This window comes from Herbiconiux sp. (assembly GCF_023264855.1).
GTDB lineage: Bacteria > Actinomycetota > Actinomycetes > Actinomycetales > Microbacteriaceae > Herbiconiux.
The window spans coordinates 1-25625 of record NZ_JAHFUW010000016.1 but is presented as its reverse complement, the minus strand read 5'-3'; the positions used below and the strand labels follow the sequence as shown (position 1 = coordinate 25625).

Annotated in this window: 24 protein-coding genes; 9 read left to right on the top strand and 15 right to left on the bottom strand. The window is 69.9% G+C overall.

The window, feature by feature from the left end; genetic code table 11:
• Positions 1-490: 490 nt before the first annotated feature.
• Positions 491-1888 (bottom strand): HNH endonuclease signature motif containing protein, encoded by a 1398-nt coding sequence (locus tag Q0D75_RS08615; protein WP_291051848.1) that lies wholly within the window; start codon positions 1886-1888, stop codon positions 491-493.
• Between the two features lie 163 nt (positions 1889-2051).
• Positions 2052-2900 (bottom strand): MoaF C-terminal domain-containing protein, encoded by an 849-nt coding sequence (locus Q0D75_RS08610; protein ID WP_291051845.1) that lies wholly within the window; start codon positions 2898-2900, stop codon positions 2052-2054.
• Positions 2901-3077: 177 nt separating this feature from the next.
• Here Q0D75_RS08610 and Q0D75_RS08605 point away from each other — a divergent pair, with 177 nt between their 5' ends.
• A complete protein-coding gene (locus Q0D75_RS08605; protein ID WP_291051842.1) occupies positions 3078-4589 on the top strand; it encodes a GMC family oxidoreductase N-terminal domain-containing protein in 1512 nt (503 codons plus the stop codon).
• A 79-nt stretch (positions 4590-4668) separates the two neighbouring features.
• On the opposite strand, the gene Q0D75_RS08600 is transcribed toward Q0D75_RS08605, so the two are convergent.
• The 6 genes from Q0D75_RS08600 to Q0D75_RS08575 all read right to left on the bottom strand — a co-directional run bounded on the left by Q0D75_RS08600 (position 4669) and on the right by Q0D75_RS08575 (position 12182).
• On the bottom strand, positions 4669-5634 hold the full coding sequence (locus tag Q0D75_RS08600; RefSeq protein WP_291051980.1) for a helix-turn-helix domain-containing protein: 966 nt from the start codon (positions 5632-5634) through the stop codon (positions 4669-4671).
• Between the two features lie 130 nt (positions 5635-5764).
• Complete coding sequence (locus Q0D75_RS08595; RefSeq protein WP_291051977.1) at positions 5765-7168, bottom strand: NAD-dependent succinate-semialdehyde dehydrogenase; 1404 nt, start codon at positions 7166-7168, stop codon at positions 5765-5767.
• A gap of 83 nt (positions 7169-7251) precedes the next feature.
• Positions 7252-8343, bottom strand: coding sequence for a 3,4-dihydroxyphenylacetate 2,3-dioxygenase (hpaD, locus tag Q0D75_RS08590; RefSeq protein ID WP_291051840.1), 1092 nt, complete (start codon positions 8341-8343; stop codon positions 7252-7254).
• A 29-nt stretch (positions 8344-8372) separates the two neighbouring features.
• Positions 8373-9929, bottom strand: coding sequence for a 5-carboxymethyl-2-hydroxymuconate semialdehyde dehydrogenase (hpaE, locus tag Q0D75_RS08585; protein ID WP_291051838.1), 1557 nt, complete (start codon positions 9927-9929; stop codon positions 8373-8375).
• Between the two features lie 2 nt (positions 9930-9931).
• On the bottom strand, positions 9932-10657 hold the full coding sequence (locus tag Q0D75_RS08580) for a GntR family transcriptional regulator (RefSeq protein ID WP_291051835.1): 726 nt from the start codon (positions 10655-10657) through the stop codon (positions 9932-9934).
• On the bottom strand, positions 10647-12182 hold the full coding sequence (locus Q0D75_RS08575) for a fumarylacetoacetate hydrolase family protein (RefSeq protein ID WP_291051833.1): 1536 nt from the start codon (positions 12180-12182) through the stop codon (positions 10647-10649). The genes Q0D75_RS08580 and Q0D75_RS08575 overlap by 11 nt, the downstream gene beginning before the upstream one ends.
• Before the next feature lie 98 nt (positions 12183-12280).
• Between Q0D75_RS08575 and hpaH the strand changes: the two genes are divergently transcribed.
• From hpaH to Q0D75_RS08555, 4 genes are all read left to right on the top strand, one after another.
• Positions 12281-13066, top strand: coding sequence for a 2-oxo-hept-4-ene-1,7-dioate hydratase (hpaH, locus tag Q0D75_RS08570; RefSeq protein WP_291051830.1), 786 nt, complete (start codon positions 12281-12283; stop codon positions 13064-13066).
• Positions 13067-13104: 38 nt separating this feature from the next.
• Positions 13105-13929, top strand: coding sequence for an HpcH/HpaI aldolase/citrate lyase family protein (locus tag Q0D75_RS08565; RefSeq protein ID WP_291051975.1), 825 nt, complete (start codon positions 13105-13107; stop codon positions 13927-13929).
• Between the two features lie 77 nt (positions 13930-14006).
• Positions 14007-14333 carry a helix-turn-helix domain-containing protein gene (locus Q0D75_RS08560; protein ID WP_291051827.1) on the top strand — a complete coding sequence of 109 codons (327 nt, stop codon included), beginning with the start codon at positions 14007-14009 and terminating at the stop codon, positions 14331-14333.
• Positions 14330-15658, top strand: coding sequence for a type II toxin-antitoxin system HipA family toxin (locus Q0D75_RS08555; RefSeq protein WP_291051825.1), 1329 nt, complete (start codon positions 14330-14332; stop codon positions 15656-15658). The genes Q0D75_RS08560 and Q0D75_RS08555 overlap by 4 nt, the downstream gene beginning before the upstream one ends.
• A 25-nt stretch (positions 15659-15683) precedes the next feature.
• On the opposite strand, the gene Q0D75_RS08550 is transcribed toward Q0D75_RS08555, so the two are convergent.
• Together Q0D75_RS08550 and Q0D75_RS08545 are read right to left on the bottom strand one after the other, a co-directional pair.
• On the bottom strand, positions 15684-15962 hold the full coding sequence (locus Q0D75_RS08550; RefSeq protein WP_291051822.1) for a hypothetical protein: 279 nt from the start codon (positions 15960-15962) through the stop codon (positions 15684-15686).
• 176 nt (positions 15963-16138) lie between these two features.
• Positions 16139-16336 carry a hypothetical protein gene (locus Q0D75_RS08545; protein ID WP_291051819.1) on the bottom strand — a complete coding sequence of 66 codons (198 nt, stop codon included), beginning with the start codon at positions 16334-16336 and terminating at the stop codon, positions 16139-16141.
• 116 nt (positions 16337-16452) lie between these two features.
• Between Q0D75_RS08545 and Q0D75_RS08540 the strand changes: the two genes are divergently transcribed.
• The 3 genes from Q0D75_RS08540 to Q0D75_RS08530 all read left to right on the top strand — a co-directional run bounded on the left by Q0D75_RS08540 (position 16453) and on the right by Q0D75_RS08530 (position 18617).
• Positions 16453-16770: a hypothetical protein gene (locus tag Q0D75_RS08540; RefSeq protein WP_291051817.1), complete on the top strand. Its 318-nt coding sequence runs from the start codon at positions 16453-16455 to the stop codon at positions 16768-16770.
• 154 nt (positions 16771-16924) lie between these two features.
• Positions 16925-17701 (top strand): aquaporin Z, encoded by a 777-nt coding sequence (aqpZ, locus tag Q0D75_RS08535; protein WP_291051814.1) that lies wholly within the window; start codon positions 16925-16927, stop codon positions 17699-17701.
• 163 nt (positions 17702-17864) lie between these two features.
• A complete protein-coding gene (locus Q0D75_RS08530; RefSeq protein WP_291051811.1) occupies positions 17865-18617 on the top strand; it encodes a GntR family transcriptional regulator in 753 nt (250 codons plus the stop codon).
• An 11-nt stretch (positions 18618-18628) separates the two neighbouring features.
• On the opposite strand, the gene Q0D75_RS08525 is transcribed toward Q0D75_RS08530, so the two are convergent.
• From Q0D75_RS08525 to Q0D75_RS08505, 5 genes are all read right to left on the bottom strand, one after another.
• On the bottom strand, positions 18629-19993 hold the full coding sequence (locus tag Q0D75_RS08525; protein WP_291051809.1) for an FGGY family carbohydrate kinase: 1365 nt from the start codon (positions 19991-19993) through the stop codon (positions 18629-18631).
• Positions 19994-20073: 80 nt separating this feature from the next.
• Positions 20074-21120, bottom strand: coding sequence for a cell wall-binding repeat-containing protein (locus Q0D75_RS08520; protein ID WP_291051806.1), 1047 nt, complete (start codon positions 21118-21120; stop codon positions 20074-20076).
• 14 nt (positions 21121-21134) lie between these two features.
• Positions 21135-22625: an FGGY family carbohydrate kinase gene (locus Q0D75_RS08515; RefSeq protein ID WP_291051803.1), complete on the bottom strand. Its 1491-nt coding sequence runs from the start codon at positions 22623-22625 to the stop codon at positions 21135-21137.
• Positions 22622-24094 carry an FGGY family carbohydrate kinase gene (locus Q0D75_RS08510; RefSeq protein WP_291051801.1) on the bottom strand — a complete coding sequence of 491 codons (1473 nt, stop codon included), beginning with the start codon at positions 24092-24094 and terminating at the stop codon, positions 22622-22624. Before Q0D75_RS08510 ends, Q0D75_RS08515 begins: the two co-directional genes overlap by 4 nt.
• A 47-nt stretch (positions 24095-24141) precedes the next feature.
• Positions 24142-24984 carry a class II fructose-bisphosphate aldolase gene (locus tag Q0D75_RS08505; protein WP_291051798.1) on the bottom strand — a complete coding sequence of 281 codons (843 nt, stop codon included), beginning with the start codon at positions 24982-24984 and terminating at the stop codon, positions 24142-24144.
• Positions 24985-25377: 393 nt separating this feature from the next.
• Between Q0D75_RS08505 and Q0D75_RS08500 the strand changes: the two genes are divergently transcribed.
• Positions 25378-25625, top strand: a 248-nt coding sequence (locus Q0D75_RS08500) for a substrate-binding domain-containing protein (RefSeq protein WP_291051795.1), incomplete at its 3' end; no start/stop codon positions are given.

Sequence of the window (25625 nt, the reverse complement as noted above, 5' to 3'; positions counted from 1 at the left end):
TTCACAGTAGGGACGGCCTCGCGCCCCCTGCTTGTCACCGACGGCACACGTCTTGACTCTCCGCGAAGTCTCCCCAGGCGGCTGCCTCGGAGTGAGGTCGTGCGTATTTTGCGATCCGAGGTGGCCGAAGGCGAGTCCCCTGGTGCTCGGGAGCAGACGGTGATGGCTCGGAAAATGGCGCCTCAACGTTGGGCGGAGGCGAGTTTGGCCCAGCGGGTCGCGATGGCCCGCTGTTGCGTCACGGCGGCGAGGTTCCGTTCGACGACGTTGCGTGCTTAGTAGCCGACCTCATCGAACTCTGGCGAATCTCAACTGACCCAGATGCGAGCAGGCTTTTGTCGACCCAGCCATGACCATCGTCGGCAAGCGCGAAGCGCGCGGCAGCCTCGTACGGTTCGGTGTCCGGAGGCTTGGCTTGGCAGGTTGCTGCCGCGCGCTTCGCGCTTGCCCACGATGACCGTGCCCGGTTCTCAAAGGCGAGCGCGCGTGATCAGGCGGCTGGGCGGTGGGTGGTGCGTCGGCGGGTGGTCGGGATCGGTGTCTGCTCGATGTCGATCCAGCGAGGTGGGATGAGGTGCGGCACCCCCGATTGCATGGTGAGTTTCCAGGATGACTTGTGCAGGTGCGAGTGATGGAAGTGACAGAGCAGCACGCCGTTGTCGATATCGGTACGACCCGGTGGATGATCGGCGGAAACCCATTCGTTGGCGTGGTGTGTTTCGCAAAACGACGGTGGTCGGTCGCAGTCGGGCCAGACGCATCCGCCGTCTCGCGCTGCGAGCGCCCGGTTCTGGGCCGGAGTGAAGAGCCGTTCTGTTTTGCCGTGGTAGAGCACCGCGCCGCGGTCGTTGAAGAGTGTTACGGCGGTGGGGGAGCTGCAGCGCAACTGCGCGATCGTGGAGGCGGGGACGGGTTCGTTGATGCCGTCGATCCACCCGACGCCGCGCCCTGTTTCGAGGTTGTCGAGGGTGATGTGGACGTTGAGGGTGGTGGTGGCGCCGTTGAGGCGGGGCATATCGGGGGCGCCGGCGGCGCGGGCGATGAGTTCGGTGATCGTGTCGGCGTTCTTCTGCACCTGCGAATGGATGTCAGCGGTGGCGGTCTGCGCCACGTATTCGTCTTCGGTCAGGAACCGCGGCCCACTAGAGGGTGAACCTGCGATGCGGGGGCTCTGCATCGCTTGGATGCTCGCCAACCACACACTGCCCTGCTCGGGCGTTAGCGCGAACCGGCCGCGGATCATGCCGTCACTGGCCTGGCCGATGGTGAGCGAGCGCTGCTGCTGGAGCCGCTCATCCCGAGGCTCGGCCCCATCGGGGTCGATGACCTCACGAAGATGGGTGGTGAGCCTGGAGGTCTGATCGGCAGTGAGATGGTTCGTGATGGTTTCGTCGACGAGGGTCTGCTCGGCGCTGGCCACGACATCGGGGGCGCATCCGCGCTCTGCGAGTTCGGCGCAGCGGCTGGCGATGATCGATGCCGTCTCAGCCCCGAGGGAGCCTTCGTCGAGGGCCTGGGCTACGGCCGGGAACGGGGCCGGACCTTCGCCGCCACCCAAAAGTACGGTGCCGCGAAGTCTGCGCCCGATCTCGAGGCGTGACTTGCTCTCCCGCGCCGACGTGCCGGTGACGGTCGAGACGAGCTTGACCGGGCTGGTGAAGTTCTGCGATCGGCTCAACCCCTCATCACCGAGCTCGCTACGGGACCGCACCCCGACCTCCCCGGCAACCCGAATCTGCCAGGCCGAGAGCGCCCGCCCGGCCGCCTCAATTGCGGCCATGACCTCGAGCAGATCCTCGTCACCGAGCCCCGCCATCGCGGCATCCTTCTCGCCCGCGTCACCACGGAGATCGGCGGCGATCCCTTGGAATCGAGCGGCTATTTGCATACTGAGATTCTATCAGAAACACCTGATGAAAGCTCGATTAATTTGCGGAGGATAGGCGCACGATCGCCCCCGGAACCCACCGAAACCACCCAGCCGACCAGGCCGCCAGACGCCGGTAACACCTTCACACCTCTGCCACGCCCCCTCCCCCGCATCCGACCGATCAGACGGGCTGCACGTCGGGGTAGGTAACGGCACCGAGGGGGTAGATGTGGCCGCCCGCGCGGGAGTGGGCCGCGGCGTCGGAGGCCGTGAGACCGAGGAAGACGCCGGTGGTGCGCAGGTCGTAGCCGAGGTCGTGCAGCCACACGCTCGCCACGGCGATCTTGAACTCGCGGAAGCAGAAGAGGTAGAGGCCGTCGTCGAACTTCCAGACGGTGGAGCGGTCGACGTCGCCGTGCCCGCGCTGCACACCCTGCAGGCACTGCCACATGTAGCGCTCCGACGACATGTAGGTGTGCTCATAGAGGTGCTCGGGGCTGTAGCGGTAGACGTTGCGCTTGCCGATCAGGTCGCGCGAGGGAGCCGGCGCGGGCCCTGAGGGGGCAGCGGCCGGGCCCGCCTCGGTGGCCGTGAGCACACCGGGGTGGAAGGTCTGCGTCACCTGCGGCTCGCCGTCGGCGGCGGCCTCCTCCGAACTGCGGATGCGCGAGTGCGTCACGAGGGCACGCCCGGTGCGCGTCGACCAGATCACCGTGATCGCCTCCCGCTCGCGGCTGCGGAGCTCGAGGTTGACGAACACGACTCCGGGGCGCACCTGCACGGCGTCGTAGGGGTCGACGGATGCCGGGCCGTCGGATGCCCGCCCCGTACCGAACGCGGGCGACGACCAGCGCGCGAGCCCCGCATCCGGGAACTCGAGGCGAAGCCGATCCCCACCCAGGTCGAGCTCGACCCATCGGCCGGTCAGGTCGGCGGAGGGCAGGCGGTAGGTGTCGATTCCGGCGGCGAACTCGTCGTAGCTGCGCCACTGGTCGCCCGCGGCCTCAAGGTGGTCTGAGATGTCGGCCATGGTGATCCCTTTCGTCGTCGGAGGGGGGATGCCGCCAGCTTTTCCGCAGAGCCGGGGGCCGAGGTTGTCGGGCCGGGCACGGGGATTGACTCTCAGCGAACGGATGCTCCGCCGGGGTCCCGCGGCCGGGCGCGCTCTGGCACCGTGGTCGCAGTGTCATCAGAGAGGAGACGCAGGATGATCGAACGTCCGGATGTGATCGTGGTCGGTGCGGGGTCGGCGGGGTCGGTGCTGGTGCGCCGCCTGGTGGATGCCGGGCGCCGCGTCGTTCTGCTGGAGGCCGGTGGGCACGACACGAATCCTGCGATCCACGACCCGGCCCGTCTGGGCGAGATCTGGCACAGTGCCGACGACTGGGACTACTTCACCGTTCCCCAGGCGCACGCCGCCGACCGCCGCCTGCACCTGCCCCGCGGCAAGGTGCTCGGCGGATCGCATGCCCTCAATGCCATGATCTGGGTGCGCTGCGCCCCGCAGGACTTCGACCACTGGGCCTCGCTCGGCAACGAGGGCTGGGGCTGGGACGACGTGCTGCCCGTCTACAAGAGCATCGAGAACTGGCACGGCACCCCCTCCGAGCTCCGCGGCACGGATGGCCCGCTCGACGTCACCACCTACGACCTCGCTCCCATCCAGCAGTCGATCATCGACGCTGCGGTGCAGAGCGGCGTTCCCGAGAACCCCGACTACAACGGCGAGCGCCTCGACGGCGTCTCGAAGGAGCAGGTGACGGTGCGCGACGGCAAGCGCCTGAACACCTGGCTCGCCTACGTGCAGCCCGTCATCGACAGCCCCCTGCTGGATGTGCGCACCGGCGCCTGGGTGCACCGTGTGCTCGTCGAGGGCACGCGCGTGATCGGCGTCGAGTACGAGCAGGAGGGCGCGCTGCACCAGGTGTACGCCGACGAGACCGTGCTCTCGGCCGGCGCCATCGACTCCCCGCGCGTTCTGCTGCGCAGCGGAATCGGCCCGGCCGACGACCTGCGCGAGCTCGGTTTCGACGTGGTCGTCGACTCTCCCGGCGTGGGCCGGAATCTGCACGACCATCTGCTCAGCCCGGTCATCTTCTCGACCGAGCGGCGCATCGATCCGCCGGCCGCCGGCAACGGCGTCACCGAGACGCACCTGTTCGCCCGCAGCCGCCCCGACCTCGAGCTGCCCGACACGCAGCCCATCCACTTCAGCGTGCCGATGTACGAGCCGTGGATGACCGGGCCCGAGTGGGGCTTCACCCTGATGGGCGGCATCGTGGCGCCGAAGGCCCGCGGGCGCCTCACCCTGGCGGGCTCCGACCCGCACGCCGAGGTGCTGATCGACATCGACGCGCTCGGCCACGAGGACGACCTCGCCGCGCTGGTGTGGAGCGTGCGGCAGGTGCGCGAGATCGGCCGGGCCGCCGCCCTGGCCGAGGGCTGGGGCGCGACAGAGCTCTACCCGGGCCCGGATGTCGACGACGACGAGGCCCTGCGCGACTACGTGCGCCGCACTGCCATCACGTACCACCACCAGGTCGGCACCTGCAAGATGGGCGTCGACGAGCTGGCCGTGGTCGACCCGCGTCTGCGGGTGCGCGGGGTGACGGGCCTCACCGTGGCCGACGCCTCGATCATGCCGCGGATCACGACCGGAAATACCAACGCCCCGGCCGTGCTGATTGGCGAGAAGGCGGCGGAGTTCCTGCTGGATTGAGTCCTGCGCGGCTGGCGGTGCGGATGCTCGGCCGACTCGCAGAGAGCGCGGCCGGGTATCCGCTCAGGGCGTCAGCAGCTCAGGGCGTGAGCCGCAGCGAGGCGAGCCTCAGCTCGCTCGGCGAGGCGCCGTGCGCCGCCTTGAACACGCGCGAGAAGTGCGCAGCGTCCAGAAATCCCCAGCGCGCTGCGATCGCGCCCACCGAGAGGTGCGCGTTCAGCGGGTCGACCAGATCGCGGCGGCACCGGTCGAGCCGACGTTCCCGGACCCAGGTCGACACCGTCGTGCCCTTCTCGCGGAAGAGTCCGTGCAGGTGCCGGGTGGAGATGAAGTGCGCGGCGGCGATCTGCGCCGGTCCCAGCTCGGGCGAGCCGAGGTTCGCGTCGATGTAGCCCCGGATCTGCTGCATCAGCAGCTGGTGCGAGTCGCCGGACGACGCCTCCAGGTCGAGCTCGCTGGCGAACATCGTGGTGATCAGGTCGAGCGCGGTCTGCACCAGCCGCGGCCCGGCGAGCCCGCCCACCCGGTCGATGTTCTGCGACACCGTGTTCAGGAACGGGATGATCATGCCGCCGAGCCCGTCGTCGCTGGAGAAGCGGTGCGCGGTGAGCTGCCCCACCATCTCCGGCGGAAGGCCGATGCTCTCGCGCGGGAACATCAGCACGAGCATCCGGATGTCGTCTTCGAAGACGAGCGAGTACGGCCGGTCGGTGTCGTAGATGGCCAGGTCGCCGGGCTGCAGCAGCGCCTCCCGGCCGTCCTGGATGAGGAGGCCGGTGCCCGCGACCTGCAGGCTCGCCTTGTAGTACCGGGGATCGTTCGCCTCGATCAGCAGCGGGGTGCGCTCGACGGTGTGCCGGGTCGCCGTCACCTCGGTGACGTGCACGGCGTCGACGTCGACCGTGCGCAGGCGGCCCCAGAACGGGCCGGCGCCGAGGCTGCCGACCTCCAAGGGCACGAACGAGCCCGCCACGGCGTCTCGGAAGTCGCGGAATCCGTTCGACACCGTGGCACGCACGGGGCCGGTCGGCCGGGGAGAAGCCATCTCGTTCACGTATTACCACCTTGTAATAGCGAGTCGTCGCCCGCCGGGGTTCAGGGCGGGCTGGTTGTGATTTTATCGCGCCGCGAGTCGGGGCGATCCGGTGAACCCCGGGAGGTTCACCGGATCGTGATCACGCGAACGGATCGGGTGTCAGCACGTACTTCGTCTCGAGGTACTCGTGGATGCCCTCGAAGCCGCCCTCGCGGCCTAGCCCCGACTGTTTCACGCCGCCGAAGGGAGCCGCCGCGTTCGACACCACGCCCGTGTTGAGGCCCATCATGCCGGTGTCGATCGAGTCGATCAGGCGCTGGCCGCGGGCCAGATCCTTCGTGAACACGTACCCCACCAGGCCGTACTCGGTGGCGTTGGCCTTGGCCACGGCGTCGGCCTCGTCGGTGAAGCGGATGATCGACACCACCGGCCCGAAGATCTCCTCGCTCAGGATGTCGCTGCCCTGCTGCACGTCGGCGAGCACCGTCGGCTCGTAGAACGAGCCGCGACCCTCGACGGCGGATCCGCCGGTCAGCAGGGTGGCCCCGCGCCCGACGGCGTCGTCGACGAGCGAGCCGACCTTGGCCACGGCCTTGTCGTCGATCAGCGGCCCGATCGTCACGCCCTCTTCGGTGCCGCGCCCGATCCGGAACGCCTTGACCCGCTCGGCCAGGCGACGGCCGAACTCGTCGGCCACCTTCTCGTGCACGATGAAGCGGTTCGCCGCGGTGCAGGCCTGGCCGATGTTGCGGAACTTCGCCAGCAGCGCGCCCTCCACGGCCTTGTCGAGGTCGGCGTCGTCGAACACCACGAACGGGGCGTTGCCGCCGAGCTCCATCGAGGTCTTCAGCACGTTGTCGGCCGCCTGCTTGAGCAGCTGCACGCCCACCGGGGTCGAACCCGTGAACGACAGCTTGCGCAGCCGCGGGTCGGCGATGATCGCGCCGGAGACCGGGCCGGTCGTGGTCGTGGTGACGACGTTGACCACACCCTTGGGTAGGCCGGCCTCTTCGAGCAGCTTCACCAGGAAGAGCGTCGTCAGCGGGGTGAGCGCGGCGGGCTTGATCACGCTCGTGCAGCCGGCCGCGATGGCGGGCGCGAGCTTGCGGGTGGCCATCGCGAGCGGGAAGTTCCACGGGGTGATGAGGAAGGTCGGGCCGACCGGGCGCTGGGTGACGATCATCCGGCCGGTGCCCTCGGGGTTCGAGCCGTAGCGGCCCGAGATGCGCACGGCCTCCTCGCTGAACCAGCGCAGGAACTCGCCGCCGTAGGCGACTTCTCCCCGCGCCTCGGCGAGCGGCTTGCCCATCTCGATGGTCATCAGCAGCGCGGCTTCTTCTTTGCGCTCCTGCAGCAGGTCGAAGGTGCGGCGCAGGATCTCGCCGCGTACGCGGGGCGGGGTCGCGGCCCAGTCGGCCTGCGCGGCGACGGCCGCATCCAGGGCCCGGGCACCGTCGTCGACGCCGGCATCCGCGATGCTCGCGATGACCTCGCCGGTCGCGGGGTCGTAGACGTCGAGGGTCTTTCCGGATGCCGCATCCATCCACTCGCCGCCGATGAAGAGCCTCGTGGGAACGCCGTCGAGCAGCGCCTGCTCGGCCGGAGCGAGGCCCGTGCCGGCGGCGCTCACAGCGTGTTCCCGAGCTTGAAGCCCTCGACCGTGTCGTCCTTGCGGGTGTACGAGAAGCCGTCGGCACCGACGGTGACCGCCATCTCGCTGGCATCGGTGCGCTTGATCACGGGCTGCGGGTTGCCGTCGAGGTCGAGCACCAAGGAGGCCTCGGTGTACCAGCTCGGCACCACCGGGTTGCCCCACCAGTCGCGGCGCTGGTTGTCGTGCACGTCCCAGGTGACGACGGGGTTGTCGGGGTCTCCGGTGTAGTAGTCCTGCGTGTAGATCTCCACGCGGTGACCGTCGGGGTCGGTGATGTAGAGGTAGAACGCGTTCGAGACGCCGTGCCGGCCGGGGCCGCGCTCGATCAGGTCGCTCTTGCGCAACGCGCCGAGCTTGTCGCAGATGTAGAGGATGTTGTGCTTCTCGTGCGTCGAGAACGCGATGTGGTGCATCCGCGGGCCGTCGCCGCCGGTGAGGGCGGTGTCGTGCACGGTGTCCTTGCGGCGCAGCCACGCGGCGTAGGTGACGCCGTCTTCGTCCTGGATGTCTTCGGTCACCCGGAAGCCGAGGTCTTCGAGGTACTTGCGGCCGCGCGGCACGTCCGGGGTCACCTGGTTGAAGTGGTCGAGGCGCACGAGGGCGCCGGGGCCATAGAGGTCGTAGCGCCAGGCCAGGCGTTCGACGTGCTCGACCGAGTAGAAGAACTCGTACGGGAAGCCCAGCGGATCGGTGACCCGCACGGAGTCGCCGATGCCGTTCACGAAACCGTCGCTGCGGCGCTCGGTGCGGCAGCCGAGTTCCTTGTAGTAGGCCTCGGCGAGGTCGACGTCTTCGGGCGTGCGCACCCGGTAGGAGAAGGCGGCGACCGCGGCGATCGGCCCCTGGCGCAGCACGAGGTTGTGATGGATGAACTCCTCGAAGCTGCGCAGGTAGATCGCGTTCTCGTCTTCTTCGGTCACCACGAGGCCGAGAATGTCGACGTAGAACTCGCGCGACTTGGCGAGGTCGGTCACCACGATCTCCATGTACGCGCAGCGCAGGATGTCCGGCGGCGTCGCGGAGGGGGTGGGGATGGGTCCGGTCAGGATGTCGTCATTCGTCATTGAACTGTCTTTCTCGAAGTCGTGAGGGGTCAGTGGGCGGCGGGGGCGTTGGCGCCGAAGCGGGCGGTGTGCACGGGGCCGAGGGTGATGTGCACGGCCTGCTGGTCGCTGTAGAAGTCGAGCGAGCGGTAGCCGCCCTCGTGGCCGAGGCCGCTCGCCTTGACGCCGCCGAAGGGGGTGCGCAGGTCGCGCACGTTGTGCGAGTTGAGCCACACCATGCCCGAGTCCACGGCCTGCGCGAAGGTGTGCGCGCGCTCGAGGTTCGAGGTCCAGATGTAGGCGGCGAGGCCGTACTTCACACCGTTGGCCAGCTCCAGCGCCTCCTCCTCGGTGTCGAAGGGCGTGATCGCCACGACCGGGCCGAAGATCTCCTCCTGGAAGATGCGCGCATCCGGAGCCACGTCGGCGAACACCGTCGGCTCGACGTAGTTGCCGGTCGGCAGGTGCGCCGGGCGTCCGCCACCGGCGAGCAGGCGGCCCTCGCTCTTGCCGATCTCGACGTAGCTCATCACCTTGGCGAAGTGCTCGGGGTGCACGAGGGCGCCCACCTCGGTCTTCGGATCGTGCGGGTCGCCCACCACGATGTTCTTGGCGCGGGCGGCGTAGCGCTCGATGAACTGCTCGTAGACGGGGCGCTCGACCAGGATGCGCGAGCCGGCCGTGCAGCGCTCGCCGTTCAGCGAGAACACGCCGAACAGGGTCGAGTCGAGAGCGGCATCCAGATCGGCGTCGGCGAAGATCACGGCCGGCGACTTGCCGCCGAGCTCCATCGACATGCCCTTGAGGGTGGGCGCGCAGTTCGCGAAGATCAGCTGCCCGGTCGAGCTCTCGCCGGTGAACGAGATCAGCTGCACGTCGGTGTGCTTCACCAGTGCGTCGCCGGCCTCCTCACCGAGACCGTTCACGAGGTTGAACACGCCGTCGGGCACGCCCGCCTCGCGGAAGATGTCGGCCCACAGGCTCGCCGAGAGCGGCGTGAACTCGGCCGGCTTCAGCACCACGGTGCATCCGGACGCCAGGGCCGGGGCGAGCTTCCAGCTCTCGAGCATGAACGGGGTGTTCCAGGGCGTGATCAGGCCCGCGACGCCCTTCGGCTTGCGGTTGACGTAGTTGAGCTGACGGCCGGGCACCTTGTAGGTGTCGTCGGCCTGCGCCACGATCAGGTCGGCGAAGAAGCGGAAATTCTCGGCCGCGCGCTGCGCCTGGCCGAGCGCCTGCGTGATCGGCAGCCCCGAGTCGAACGACTCCAGCTCGGCGAGGCGGGCGTCTCGCGACTCCACGATGTCGGCGATCTTGTTCAGGATGCGCGAGCGGGCCCGCGGCAGCATCCGGGGCCAGGGGCCCTCGTCGAAGGCCTTGCGGGCGGCGGCGACGGCGAGGTCGATGTCGGCTTTCTGGCCGGCCGCGGCCTGCACGTAGGTCTCGTTCGACACCGGGTCGAGCACGTCGAAGGTCTCGCCGCCGACGCTGTCGACGAAGGCTCCGCCGATGTAGTGCTGGATGCGCTCCGGCAGACCCTCGGGGATGTGCGGGATGGGGGTGGCGGGCTGAGTCGCCTGGGTGGTGGGGGTTTCCTGGGTGGTCATGGTCATCGTCCTTGATTCACGGGATGGGAGTGGTGAGCCTGATTGGCCTGGTGATGGAGGAGGGCGTCGAGCGTTCCGGTGCGGTGGGCGCGAGCGGCGAGCTCGATGTCGAGGGCGGGTGCACCGCTCTCGATCAGCTGCAGCAGGCGTTCGTGTTCCTCCACCGACTCGCGGGCGCGGCCGGGCACGAAGCCGAAGACCGAGTCGCGCAGCACGGCGAGGCGCTTCCAGCCGCGGTGCACGAGGTCGAGGATGTGCGGGTTCGGGCAGTGCTCGAAGATCACGGCGTGGAACTCGCGGTTCAGCTCGGTGAAGCGGTGCGGATCGAAGTGGTCGAGGCAGTCGCGCATCGCCGCATTGATGTCGCGCGCTTCGACGAGGTCGAGCGGCGTCACGAAGGGGGCCGACAGCGAGGTCGCCATCCCCTCCACGAGGCTCAGCGTCTCCATCGTGTAGAAGTACTCGCGCTCGTCGACCATCGCGACCTGCGCGCCGATGTTGCGCTCGAACGTGACGGCACCCTCGGCCTCGAGGCGGCGGATGGCTTCGCGCACGGGCACCACGCTGATCTCCAGCTGCTTCGCGATCTGGCCGAGCACGAGGCGGTAGCCGGGTGTGTAGCTGCCGTTCTCGATGCGCTCCTTGATGTAGGAGTAGGCGCGCTCGGACTTGCTCTGCGCCGACTGGGCCTGCGTCACGGTCTCGGTCTCGGGGATCTCATTCGCCATCGCGGGTGGCCTCCGTCTGGTCGTTCGTGGCCTGCTCGTTCGTGGGCTGCTCGTTCGCGGCCTGCTCGGCGAACCGCGCCTTCCAGGCCGCGTTCATTGGGTAGAGCCCGTCGACCGACTCGCCCTCGGCGACCCGGGCGGCGATGAACTCCTCCTCGCGCTCCTGCACGATCGCGGCGTCAACCACCTCGTCGACCAGGTGCGGCGGAATGACGAGCACCCCGTCGTCGTCGCCCACGATCACGTCGCCGGGCTGCACCGCGGCGCCGCCGCAGGCGATCGTCACGTCGACGTCCCACGGCACGTGCCGGCGCCCGAGTACGGCGGGGTGCCCGCCCTGCGAGTAGGCCGGGATGCCGAGCGCCGAGACCGCGGCGATGTCGCGGATGCCGCCGTCGGTCACGATCCCGGCCGCGCCCCGCACCTGGGCGCGAAGGGCGAGGATGTCGCCGACGGTTCCGGTTCCGGATTCGCCGCGGGCCTCGATCACGAGGACGTCGCCGGGATTCAGCCCGTCGAAGGCGCGCTTCTGGGCGTTGTAGCCGCCGCCGTGGGAGGCGAACAGGTCGGAGCGGGCGGGGATGAAGCGCAGCGTGCGGGCACGGCCGATCATCTTCTCGCCCGGATGCGTGGGCCGCACGCCGTCGATGCTCACGTCGTCGAAGCCGAGCTTGCGCAGCTGCGAGCTGAGGGTGGCGGTGGCGACCGAAGCGAGCTTCGTGCGACGCTCCTCGGTGAGCTGCCAGGCGGGTTCGAGGCCCGCGGCCTCGGGGCTGCCCCAGGCCTCGGCGCGCTGCAGGTCGTCGATCTTCGGACCGGCGCCGAAGGCTCCCGGGCGTGACGCGCCCTCGACCACGTGCGTGACGAGACGGCCGGTCGACGGCGTGCCCGCAGCATCCGGAGCGTCGACCTCCACCTCGACGGTCTGCCCCGGCAGCACCACGCTCGACCCGGCGGGGGTTCCGGTGAGGATGACGTCGCCCGGCTCGAGCGTGATCAGCTGCGAGAGGTCGGCGACGAGCTGCTCGAACGGGAACACGAGCGTGCCGGTGGTGTCGTCTTGCACGAGCTCGCCGTCGACCCAGGTGCGGATGCGCAGGGCGGCCGGATCGACCGTGCGGGCGTCGATCAGGGCCGGGCCGAGCGGGGTGAAGCCGTCGCCGCCCTTCGAGCGCAGGTTCGAGCCCTTGTCGGCGTAGCGCAGGTCGTAGACGCCGAAGTCGTTCGCCGCGGTGACGGATCGCACGTAGGCCCAGGCGCCGTCCTGGGCGACGCCGCGGGCGGTCTGGCCGATCACCAGGGCGATCTCGCCCTCGAAGGCCAGCAGCTCGGTGCCGGCCGGGCGCTCGATCGGCGTGCCGCTGGCGGACACCGAGGTGCTGGGCTTGACGAAGTAGGAGGGCTGGGCGGGCGTGCGGCCGCGCTGCGCGATGCGGCTGGGGTAGTTCAGGTGCAGGGCGATCACCTTGCCGGGGCGGTCGGCGCCGGCCGGGTCGAATGGGGACCGGACTTCTTCGTAGGTCATGCACAAATGATATACGATATGATCGACGATGCAAGCAATCATTTTCGTGCCAGCATGAAACGACCCTCCGGCACGGAGCGAGAAGAGACGAGGACGTCATGCTCGACGAGGAGACGATCACCGCGATCGCGGACGAATTGGTGGAGGCGGCCCACAGCCGCACGCCGGTTCCCCTGATCACCGCACGCCATCCGGAGATGACCATCGAGGATTCGTACCGGGTGCAGTCGCTCTGGCGATCCCGCAACGAAGCCGCCGGCCGCACGCTCGTCGGCCACAAGATCGGCCTCACCTCGAAGGCGATGCAGGCGGCGACCGGCATCACCGAGCCCGACTTCGGCATCATCTTCGACGACATGGTGCTCGAGAGCGGCGCCGTGCTCGACTGGGGCGTCTACACGCATCCGCGGGTCGAGGTGGAGCTCGCCTTCCGGCTCAAGTCCGACCTGTCGGGCCCCGGATGCACGCTCTTCGACGTGCTCGCGGCCACCGAATACGTGGTGCCGGCCCTGGAGATCCTCGACTCGCGCATCGAGATGGAGGGGCGCACCATCGTCGACACCATCAGCGACAACGCGGCGATGGGCGTGATGGTGATCGGCGGGCGCCCCGTGCGGCCCGACGAGCTCGACCTGCGGTGGGTGGGCGCGATGCTCTACCGCAACGAGGGCATCGAGGAGACCGGTCTCGCGGGCGGCGTGCTCAACAACCCCGCCAACGGCGTCGCCTGGCTGGCGAACAAGATCGCGCCGCACGGCGACACGTTGAAGGCGGGCGAACTCATCCTCGCCGGGTCGTTCACCCGGCCGATGTGGGTGTTCGCGGGCGACTCGGTGTTCGCCGACTACGGACCGTTGGGAGTCGTGACGTGCACGTTCCAGTGAGTGCATCCGGTGCATCCGGTGCATCCGTCCCCGCCCCCATCGAGCCGGACGCCGGCTTCGCCGCCGCGCTCGCCGCCCACGACCGGCCACTCGCCGGCATGTGGGTGTGCAGCGGCAGCCCGCTGATCGCGGAGCTCTGTGCGGGCTCGGGCCTGGACTGGCTGCTGATCGACGCCGAGCACTCCCCCAACGGCCTCGAGTCGCTGCTCGCGCAGCTGCAGGCGGTGCACGGCTACCCGATCCTGCCGGTGGTGCGGCCTCCGGTGCTCGACCCGGTCATCATCAAGCAGTACCTCGATCTCGGAACGCAGACGCTGCTCGTGCCCATGGTCGACACGGCCGAGCTGGCCGAGCTCGCCGTGCGCAGCGTGCACTACCCGCCCCGGGGCATCCGGGGCGTCGGATCGGCGCTCGCGCGGGCCTCACGCTGGAACCGCACCCCCGAGTACCTCGCCACGGCAGCCGAGCGCATCTCGGTGATCGTGCAGATCGAGTCGGCCGAGGCCGTGGAGAACATCGAGTCGATCGTGGCGGTCGACGGCCTGGCCGGCGTCTTCCTCGGCCCCTCCGACCTCGCGGCCTCGATGGGCCACCTCGGCCTGCAGGACCACCCCGAGGTGATCGCCGCGGTCGAGCACTGCATCGCCGTGGCCGTGGCCGCGGGAGTGCCGGCCGGCGTGAACGCCTTCGCCGAGCCGCTCGCGCGCCGCTACCTGGCCGCCGGCGCCGCGTTCATCCTGGTGGGTGCGGATGTCGCCCTGCTCGCCCGCGCATCCGAAGCGCTGGCCGACCGCTACATCCCGGCCCCGGGCCAACCCGGAACGCAGCCGAGCACGGGAGAGCCCGGCCGCGCGAGCTATTGAAGAGTTTACCGCCGCAAAATCCCGCCATTAAGCGCTATAATGGCGATAATATTCGGCGCTAATGAGAATGGATGATCGTGGCGGCCACAAGCCCGGCAGTCTCCCGCGAGCTGGCGCGCCTCGGCGCCCATGTGCGTTCGTGGCGGAAGATCGCCGGGCTGACCGCCGAGATGGTGGCTGACCGCGCCGGCGTCTCCCGCGACACCCTCCGTGCGATCGAGACCGGTCGCTCCGCATCGACCGAGAACCTCCTCGCCGTTCTCCGGATCCTGGGCCTCCTGGCGCCCGTGATCGAGGCCACAGACCCGATCAACAGCGAGTTCGGCGTGCAGAACCTCGCGCGCGCCTCGGTCGAGCGTGTGCGAGTGCCCGGTCGCAGATCACGGACCGAGGAGGATTCGTGAACGACCGCCCCACTCGGGCGACCGTCCACGTCGTCCTGCCCGACGGCGTCGAGGTGACCGCTGGAACGGTGACCAGTGAGGGCGCACCCGGGAGCGCATCCCCATCGCTGGTCTTCCGCTACGCCGACGAGTACCTCGCCGAGCGCCGCGGTTACGACCTCTCGCCCGACCTGCCTCGAAGCCTCGGCCCACTGCGCACCTGGGCCGGGCGGCCGGCGCTGGGCGCTCTGGGCGACGCCATGCCGGATGACTGGGGCAGGCGGATCATCCGCGCCGGCACCAAGGCCGTCACGTCATTCGACTACCTGGTGCACGTCAACGACGCGACACGCCAGGGAGCCCTCCGGCTCAGCGACGACCGGGGATACCTCGGGGCACATCCGCACCCGGTCGCGAAGGTGCACGACCTCGAGCGCATCATCACGGCCGCCCGCGCGTTCGAGCACGGCGTCGAATCCGACGACGAACTACGAATCCTCCTCGACGCCGGCACGAGCGCCGGGGGTGCACGCCCCAAGGCGATCGTGAGCCGGGAGGGTACGCTCTGGATCGCCAAGTTCGCTCGCGAGACCGAGTTCAACAATCCCATGGCGTGGGAGGCCGCTGCCCTCGATCTGGCTCGCGCCGCCGGCATCGACACCCCGCCGTTCGAGCTCGTCCGCATCCGGGATTCGAACTCCATCCTCCTGACTCGCCGCTTCGACCGTGACGGCGTCCGGCGCATCGGCTACATCAGTGCCCATTCGCTCGTGACGAAGGTCGACAGCGATCCGTCGTCGTACTCGCATCTGTCGGACACTCTCGCCCTGTCCAGCTCTGCTCCGGCGCGCGATCAGGCCGCTCTCTTCCGGCGGATCGCACTGAACCTGCTGATCGGGAACGTCGACGACCACCTGCGCAATCACGGCTTCCTGCGTGTGGCCGAGGGCTGGAGCATCTCCCCGGTCTTCGACCTGGAACCGAATCGCCAACCCGATCGAGTGGAGGCCACTCCGATCACCGACGGCGGCGAGCGGATGGGTCGCGACATCCGCGAGCTCCGCGACACCCATGATGCCTTCCGGCTGAGCCGTCACGCTGCCGAGAGCATCATCCGAGACGTCGCCGAACGCACGACCGACTGGCGCGGCGCCGCGATCGCCCGCGGTATCTCGCCCGAGGCGGCGCACGCCATGCGCCATGCGTTCGAGAACCGCAATCGCGACCATGCCCTGTCGATGGGCGAGAAGGAACCCGGCGGCTCGCCGGCGAGCGAGAACTCAGGAACGCCTCGTCGACGCCGGGGCGACGCGGGGCTGGGCGGAAATCGCGGCCGCTTCGCGTGAAGCCGTGCGCGAGCCCCGCGCGCGGTCAGCGGCGGCGGAGGGCTCCCGTGATGCGCTGCCAGAGCGGGGGCTTGGCGGGCTCGTGCAGGTTCTGCAGTTCGGGGAGGGCGCCGAGCTCTTGCACCTGCACGTGTTCGCTGATGAGAACCGTGCCGGCCTCGGGGCGCGCCGCCGCCGAGCCACCGAGCGAGGGGCGGCCCTGCGAAACCCACTTGAGGTAGTCGGCGTAGGGATCGCCGTGCGGCGCGGAGAGGCCTGATGGGCTCATCGCGGGGCTCGCCCGGCGATAGTTCTGTCGCCCCATCGCCGTCCCCTTTCACCCAGGCCCTTCCACTCAGGCCCTTACATCCAGAATCGTCCTCCGAGAGCGGATGCCGCGCATCCCCCTTCGGAATTCGTTACCCGTTCGTTTCCAACGCAACGTGCCTTCGCCGGAACCGGGCCGCTCTCTCGAGCGGTTCACCCATCGTCTTCCGGCGGTCAGGCGGCGCGTGCCAGCACGAACTCGCGCTCGACGGTCACGACGACACCGTCGCCGCGACACTCGATGCAGAGGTCGACCTGATCGAGCTCGAAGCCCTGGCGCGGGTCGGCGCCCGAGCCGTCACACCGTTCGCATGTCTCGAAATCGTTCATGCGCCCATTGTGCGCCGCACCACCGACATCGGCGGATGCCACGCCGTTCACCGACCGCACTCCCGGGTGGCAGGACCCGAGCCGCGCTGCCGGGACGACCCTCCCGATGGGCACTTCTCCCCATCGACACCCCCGATGCCCCCACCTAGCCTCGGAAGATGACCCGCCACCGCGAAGCCACCGACGACGAGACGTTCGAGGACTTCCTCTGGGAGGTCGACGTCACCCGACGGCGAGCGCCGGCCGAGCATCCGGCGCCCCTGCCGACTCGGCCAGCGGCACCGGTATCGGCACCCGCACCCACACCCGCAGCGACACCCACGCCCGCACCCCAGGCCTACCGTTCCACACAGCCCCGACCGGGCACCTACCACCCCCGGCTCCGCTTCTCCCGGCACCTGCTCGCCCAGCTGGCCGGCGCGGTCTTGCTCGTCGGCGGCACGGCGGCGCTCGTGCTCATCGCCGTGACGCGGTGAACGACACACGTCGTCACAGTTTCACACAGGCAACACTCAGCCACTAGCCTGAGGAGGCGCGCCGAACTCAGGGGGGAATCGGGACGCCTCGGGGGTCGACCCGCTGGGGGTCTTCATTCGTGCGCGCCCCTCGCCGCTGATGATTGGATCGACCGTGTCGTACCCCGCTGCTCCTGAACCCTCCGAACCCTCGCTCGTCGCGAAGCTGATCGCCGAGGTCGCGGGAACCTTCCTGCTCGTGTTCGCCCTGGTGGGCGCCGCCACGTTCTCGGCCACCTTCGGCTTCGCCGACGGCACCCCGCTCGGCGTCGGCTTCCTCGGCGTCGCCCTCACCCTCGGCCTCACGGTCATGATCGGCGCCTACGCCTTCGGCCCGATCTCCGGCGGTCACTTCAACCCGGCGGTCACCCTGGGCCTGGCCGCGGCCGGCCGCTTCGCCTGGAAGGATGCGCCCGGATACATCGTGGCGCAGCTGGTCGGTGCGATCGTCGGCGCCACCGCGATCTTCGCCCTCGCCTCGGGCGGCCCCGGGGGCTTCCTCGACGACGCGATCGCCGGCGGCTTCGTCTCCAACGGCTACGGCGAGCTCTCCCCCGGCGGCTTCGGCATCGGCTCGGCGATCGCCGCCGAGATCATCATCACCTTCCTCTTCCTGCTGGTGATCCTCGGCGTCACGCACGCCCGTGCGGTCTACGGCTTCGCGCCGATCGCGATCGGCTTCACGCTCACGATCATGCTGCTGGTCACCATCCCGATCGACAACGCCTCGCTGAACCCGGCCCGCTCCATCGCCACGGCAATCTTCGGCGGAGGCGACTGGCTCGCGCAGCTCTGGGTGTTCATCGTGTTCCCGATCGTCGGCGCGCTGATCGCCGGCTTCAGCTACCGGTTCCTCTTCGACTCGGTGAAGAGGCTGCCCGCGCAGAACTGACCCGCGCCGCACCGAAGGCCTCCGCACGACTCCGATCGGCGGGGGCCTTCGGCATGTGCGGGTCACCCTCGGGCATTGCACGGCTGTTGTCCGCGCTGTCTGTACATTTAGCTCAGACGAATCCGACCAGACACAGTACGATGGCGGGCAAAGGAGAGGTGCAGTGTCGCAGACGATCGAGCGGGAGTCCCCGGTCCCCTATTACGAGCAGTTGTTCGACATCCTGAGAGACCGGGTGCGCAGCGGCGACTTCCCCACCGACGAGCGGCTGCCGAGCGAGCTCGAACTCTGCCGCGAATTCGGCCTCTCCCGCGCAACAGTACGCCAGACCCTGTCCAAGCTGGAGACGGAGGGCTACGCGCGTCGCGTGCCGCGCCGGGGCGTGTTCGCGGCCGTGCCCGAGCAGTCGTCGGGCTGGATCATCCAAGACGCCCAGGGCTTTCTCGAACTGCAGCTGCGCCACGGCCAGACCGGCATCACCACGACCGTGGTGGATGCGCGATTCCGTGTGCCGCCCGCCCACGTCAGCGAGGCACTCGGCCTGGATGCCACCGAAGAGGTGTTCGCCCTGGAGCGCGTGCGCTCGCTCGACGGCCGGGTGGGCATGTTCAGCACCAACTGGTTCCCGGGCGGCGCCGGGCAGACCATCGCCGCCGCCGACGACGTGCTCGCGGGCACCGGATCGGTGAACGTCACCCTGCGCGAGGCCGGTTTCATCACCAGCAGCGCCCGCCGCGTCATCCGCTCCCTGCCGGCGCCCGAGACGGTGGCGGCGCACCTCCAACTGCCCCCGGATGCCCCGGTGCTGCAGGTGGGGTCGCTCTCCTGGGGCCACGACGAGCAGCGCTTCGACTACTACGAGACCTGGGTGCGCACCGATGTGGTGCCGCTCGAGGTCAACGTCGCCGCGAGCTGACCCCGCGAGGATCAGAGCCGGCCGAGAGCGACGGCCGGATCGGGCGCCCAGCCTCGGGCGCGGGCGGCGAGTAGGGCAGCGCCGACGGCGGTGACCTCGGGCTCGGCGATGACGGCGGTCGGGCGGCCGGTGACGGCGGCCTTGATCTCGAGCCAGCCCGGCGAACGGGCCCAGCCGCCGGCGAGCCGCACCTCGCGGGGCCTGGCCGCATCGTCGTGCGGAGCAGACTCGGCGACGCGATCCACCGCGAGCACGGCATCCCGCCCGACCGCGGCGAGCGCGCCGAGCACCGCCGAGGCCCGGGCCAGCGGGTCGCTCGGAGCGTCGAGCGAGTACGAGGGGCGGCCGCCGCCGCGCGGACCGGGCACGAAGTAGCCGGCATCCAGAACCGGCTCGGGCTCGACGCCGCCCTGCAACAGGAGTCGGATCCGGGCCGCCACCTCCGGATCCTGCGAAGCCCACTCCACGTTGCGGGCGAGCTCTTCGACCCGCAGCAGCGTGCTGCCCTCCGAGCGGATGCCGGGCGCCACGTCGACGTGCTCGTGCCGCCGCAACCCGGGTCGGAGCGACTGCGCCACGATCACCTCGGCCGTGCCCATGGAGTCGAGCACCGCGCCGGGCACCAGCTGGTCGACGCCCCAGCCGCCGATCGGGTGATCGTGGCCGCCCGCGACGGTGATGGCGTCGGATGCCAGCACTCCCGCCGCGCGAAGCGCCGGAGAGTCCACCGCGCCCACGACGTCGCCGGTCCGCACCACGGGTGGCAGCAGGTCGGCCGAGCCGAGCGTCAGCGCGACCCGTTCGGCCGACCACTCCCGGTCGGCGGCGCGCCAGGCGCCGGTGCGCGAGGCGAGGGTGTCGCTGAGGAAGGCCCGGCCGCTCCAGCGCACCCCTGCCAGGTCGGCGAGCGCCACCCAGCTGCGGGCTGAGGCGACATCCGCACCCGCACCCTCGAGCTCGGCGCGCGACCAGGCCCAGCCCACGAGCGTGCGTACCGGATCGGTCTCGGCGTCGAAGGCCTCGTCGTCGCGCAGATCGGCGCGAAGCGCGCGGAAGACCCCGTGCCGACGCGGATCGAACCAGGCCAGCGCCTTCGAGAGCGGCCGCGATGCGGAGTCGACGAGCACGCCGTCCTCCCCCACACCCGCCGCGCAGATCGCGTGGATCTCGTAGTCGTCGCCGCAGGCCTCGAGCACCATCTCCTCGATGGCGGCGAACAGCGCGTCGGCGTCGACCCACTGTCCCTCGGCGTCGCGGGGCGTCGGCCGCCCGGCCCGCGCGAGCACCGCGCCGTCCTCCCCGATCAGCACGACCTTGGCGTTGGTGGTTCCGACGTCGACGCCGCACGCGACGGGCCGCCGACTGCTACTGCCCACCACCGCACCTCCCCTAGACCGAACCGGCACCAAGACCGAACCGATCCTATTGCGCGAGGTGCGCCCCAGCCTGGGGAGTGTCAGGAACGCACGTAGTCTTTCAACTGCTCGAGGACGCCGTCCGAGATCGTATTGGGGCCACCGAGCACACCGATCTGGTCGGGGTTCAATCGCCGTAGTTCCCGTGCGACCGCGTCGGGGATCGCGTCACCGGCTACCAGGAGAACAGGTGAACCGAAGGCGGTGGCGGCGGCCGACCCCGCCAAGGCATCGGAAAAGACTGCCCCGGATGCGATCAGGACGGCATCGAGGTTGGAGCAGAACTCATCTCGTGAGGTGTTGACTGACACCTCGAACCGGTCCACACCCGAGATGCGGGTCGTGCTCGCGAAGGCGGCCAGACGGCCGACGACGGCATCGCTGACGGAGCTCGGTCCCCCCACCACGATGATCCGCTCCAGGTCGGGGAAGCTCGCGAGAGCACGCACAATCGAGACCGGCACCTCGTCTCTCTCGACCAGCAGTACCGGCCCATCCTCGGCACCCGCCGCGGCAGAGGCCGAGAGCGCGTCGGCGAAGCCGCTCCCGGAGGCTACATAGGCGGTGCGAGTGGATCGCGAAAAGGCGCTGCGGGCGATATTCGCCGACACCTCGAAACGATCGGCCCCAGCGATTCGGTCGACGATCGGCGCGAAACTGCCGAGCGAGCTCTCGAGCTCGGTCGAGATCGTGGCCGTACCGCCGAGCACGACGATCCTCCGCGGCGCCAGCCGGATCAGTTCGGAGCGAACCTCGGGCGTCACGTCCGTGCGCGTGACCAGCAGAACCGGTGCCCCGTCGAGGCCCGCCGCCGCCGAACCGGACAACGCATCCGGAAAAGTCTCACCCGAGGCGATGTAGACCGTGCCGCCGGTGGAGACGAACGCCGCCTGGGAGATCGTGGCCGAGACGGCGTATCGATCGGACCCGCCGAGACGGTAGACCCCCGGTTCGTCGGGCGGAGCGATCGGGCAGTCTTTGACGCCCTCCGCTCGAGCCGGACTCGCCCCGGCCGCCCCGGCCGCCCCACTCAGCGATGCAAGCACGACGACCGCGAGAGCGGCCCTCAGGACTGACTTACTCTTCATCCCGACCTCGATCCTCATTCGTTTATTGAGTGTACCTCACTTTGATCGCAGCCTGGCCGGACGGGATCCGGGTAGAGGGAGGCATAGCCGAGGGCGGACTGGGCCGCCCGGTGCTGGGCTCCGATGTGCGGCTCGGGGGAGGCCGGGGGCAGGGTGGTGACGGAGACCGGCCACGAGGGGAAGGCACCCGTGAGGGTGGAGGCCGCCTGCAGGGCCGCGCCCTTGGTGACGTACTCGTCGAAGGCGGGCAGGGCGACCGGCACGTCCACCATCTGGGCCAGGATCTGCTGCACGGCCGGACTCTGCGCCGCACCGCCGATCAGCAGCAGGCGCGACACCGAGATCCCGCAGGAGCGCAGCGCGTCGAGCATCACCGTCTGGCTGGCCAGAGTGCCCTCGATCACCGCGCGGGCGAAGTTCGGCCGGGTGAAGTTCAGCAGCGAGGCGCCGAGCAGCGAGCCGCGCTCATGCGGCAGGTCGGGGGTGCGCTCGCCCTCGAAGTACGGCAGCAGCGTGAGTCCGCCCGACCCGGGCGCGGCCTCGAGGGCGAGCGCCGAGAGTTCGGCGTGCGTACAGTCGAGCAGTGCGGCGCCCAGGTCGAAATTGCGGGCCGCATTCAGCGTCGCCACCAGCGGAAGGTGGTCTCCGGTCGCATCCGCGTAGCTGCAGACGTACCCGGCATAGTCGTGAACCGGTGAAGCGGTGCGGGTGTAGACCACCCCCGAGGTGCCGAGCGAGAGCACGACGTCACCCTCTGCCAGCCCCAGCGCCAGCGAGGCGGCGGCGTTGTCACCGCTGCCCACCCCGAGCGGGATGCCCGCCGGGATGCCCGGAAGACCGCCGCCGGTCAGCCCCGCCGTGTCGAGGGGCCCCAGGATGCGCGGCAGCACCGCCGCGTGACCGAAGGCGTGCTCGAAGAGATCCGGCGTGTACTGCTCGGTCTCGCCCGACCAGTAGGCGGTTCCGCTCGCCTCCGAGCGATCCGTCGTCAGCCGGTCCAGCCCCGCGGCGCCCGAGCCGGCCCCGAAGCCCATCAGCCGCCAGGTGAGCCAGTCGTGCACCACCGCGACCGCGGCCGTCCGGCGCGCGGCGTCGGGATCGACGTCCCGCAGCCAGCGCAGCTTCACCACGGTGTCCGACAGCGTGAGCGGCAGTCCCGTGCGCCGGATCCACTCGTCGCGCCCGAGCTCCTCGTTCAGCGCCACCATCTGCGGATGCGATCCGGTGTCGTTCCAGAGCGGCGACTGCGCCGTCACGGCCCCGCTCGCATCCAGGAAGATCGGCGTGTGCTGCTGCCCGCTCACCGCGATCGCGGCGACGTCCTGCAGCCCGCCGGCGCGGTTCACGGCGAGCAGCAGGGCGTCCCACCAGCACTCGGGGTCGAGGATCGTGGCCGCCGGATGCACGGCCTTGCCCTCACGCACCATCCGCCCCGTCTCCAGATCGCGCACCGACACCTTGCAGCTCTGCGTGCTCGAGTCGATCCCGGCCACCAGCGTCGTCATGCGGGGAACCCCAACAGGTACTGCCACTGCGCCCGGACACCATCGGCCCACTCGGCCAGAACGGCGGTGCGCGCCGGGTCGGGCCGCACCTCTTCGGGCGAGCAGTCCGCCCACGAGGCGACGGTTCCGGATGCGAGCGCCTGCGCGCCCCGCGACACCACTTCGGGAAACTGCGAGACGCTCAGCGGGCGCCCGAGCAGGTCGGCTTTGAGCTGCATCCAGAGCGGATTGCGGCCGGCGGGCCCGATCACCTTCACCAGCACCGGCTCGGCGCGGAACAGCGCCAGCACGTCGCGGAACTGCAGAACCAGGCCGAGGAAGCAGCCGAACACGATGTCGTCGGCCGTCGCGTCCGTCGCCAGTCCGGCGATGATGCCGCGTGCCCGTGCGTTCTTCGTGGGCGGCGGGCTGCCGCGGAACTGCGGCAGCACCAGCGGAGCGGTGCGCGGGTCGAGCGACCCGGCGAGGTACCGCTCGTGCACGCGCGCGACGGTCGCGGTGAGCTCGTCCGGCGACTGACCGAAAAGGCCCTGCAGCGTCTGGAACGCGGATCCGCCGGTCGGAATCGAGGCGAACAGGGCGTAGTCGGCGCCGTCGCCCACCAGACCGTTCGCGAGCTTGGACGCCTCGGCGTGCTCGTCGAGCACCGGCGCGGTGCCGAGCAGCAGCAGCCCCTCGGTGGTGCCGGTCGAGTTCAGCAGCTCGCCCTGCGCGAGCCCCGCACCCACGGCACCCACGATGTGGTCGTGCCCGGCGACGTGCACCACGACGTCCTCGGCCAGGCCGGCCGCCTGCGCGAACTCCGCGGTGACCACCGATCCCGAGGTCGCGGCTCGCAGCTCCGGGAACAGGGAGACCGGCAACCCGAGCAGCCCGCACACCTCCGCCGACCACCCGCGGGTCGTCAGATCCAGCGCCATGGTGCGGCTGGCCAGCGAGTACTCCGACCAGCGCCGGCCGGTCATCCGCGCCGCCAGGTATTCCGACACGTTCAGCCACTGGAGCCCGTCGAGAGCACCGGATGCCGCACCGGCGCCCGCGGCATCCGTCACCCGATCGGCCGCCCACGCCACCTTCGACAACCCGTAGTTGCCGTTCACCGGCAGCCCGGTCACACGGTAGATGCGCGAGCGGTCGGCCGCCGAGAGCCGCGCCAGGTACTCGGCGCCGCGGTGGTCGTGCCACAAGATCATCGGCGAGGCGAGCGAGCCGTCGGGCCGCACGAGCCCGCCCGACTCCCCCACACCGGTGATCGCGATGCGCCGCGTCGACGCCCGCTGCCCGGCCGGGAGCCCGGCGGCGAAGCCGGAGACGACCGCCCACAGCGCGTCGACGTCGTAGATCTCGCCCCAGGCATCCGCGACCGTCGGGGTGGCCTGGCGTGCCGAGGCGAGCAGGGTTCCGGCGGCATCGAACAGGCAGAGCTTGACGCTCGTGGTGCCCACGTCGACGGTGATCGTAGGTAGCACTGGGGGTTTCCTTGCTTCAGGTGCGGGTGCGGGCGCGGGCGCGCCGCCTAGGCGACCGAGGGGTTCAGGATGCGGATGCGGCGCTCGACGACGTCGGCGATGGCGATGACGGAGTCCTTCGCCACCCGGATCAGGGAGGTCTCGTCGGGGTTGGCGACGAAGGCCTCGCCGTAGCTGCGGATCATCGCGTTCCGCAGATCGCTGGCCACGTTGACCTTCACCACACCGAACTCGTTCAGCCGGCCGAGCTGTTCGGCGGGCAGGCCCGATCCGCCGTGCACGACGAGGGGCACGCTGCCGGCCGCCTCACGAACCCGGGCGAGCAGGTCGAAGTCGATGCGGGCGTTCGGCGCGAAGCCGTGCACGTTGCCGACCGAGACAGCGAGCATGTCGACGCCGACGGCCTCGATGAACGGGGCGACCTGGGCCGGGTTCGTGGTGTTCGCGTACTCGGGGGCGACGTCGTCCTCTTTGCCGCCGATGCTGCCGAGTTCGGCCTCGAGGGCGATGTCGGGGCCGCACATCGCACGGGCCTTGGCCGAGGTGGCGACGTTGTCATCGAACGAGGCCTCGGAGTCGTCGATCATGATCGAGGTGAAGCGGGCGGCGAGAGCCGATTCGACCGCGTCGAGCGACTTGCCGTGGTCCAGGTGCAGGGCCACGGGCACCGAGGTGTCCGCCAGGCGGCGCGACACCATGTCGTAGATGTACTCGTAGCCCGAGAGCGCCACGTTGGTGGGGGCGACCTGGATGAAGGTGGGCACCCCGACCCGCTCGATGGCGTCGACGATCCCCATCGTCGTCTCGAGGTTGGTGGTGTTGAAGGCGCCGGCCACGAGGCCGCGTGACACGCATTCGTCGATTACTTCCAGGCCACTGACCAATGCCATTGCAAGTCCTTCCGGGGTGGATCGCGGTTCGGCCTTCACAGTAGCGTCCTACAGTCCGTATTGTCGAGTCTGTACGTACAGAACAGACGACTCGTGCAGGTCGCGATCTGCGATGTATGTTCTGTACGTACAATCCGTACGACCTGTTCGGAGTCCCGGCGTGCCGCCGGAGCATCCGTAGTCCTGCCACTTCAGAGAGGAAGTCCGCAATGCGAACCACAGCGAAAACGGGAGTCGTGCTTGCCGGCCTGACCGCGAGCGCCCTGCTGCTCGCCGGATGCTCGAGCGAGGGATCCACCGCGATCAGCGCCGACACCCCCCAAGAGCGAAATCCTGCTCAGCTACTCCCAGCCGCACACCGACCCGTTCCAGAACGCCGAGAACGTCGGCTCGATGGAGCGCTTCGCGGAAGAGGGCTACGGCACCATCCCGGCCACCAACGCCGACCGCGACGCCGCCCAGCAGCTCACCGACATCCAGACCCTCATCAACAAGGGCGCCAAGGGCCTGGTCATCTCGGTGGGCGACGCGGATGCCATCGTGCCGGCGATCGAGTACGCCAACGACGCCAGCGTGCCGATCGTGGCCATCGACGAGGCGCCCGCCTCGGGCAACATCGCCATGATCGTGCGCGCCGACAA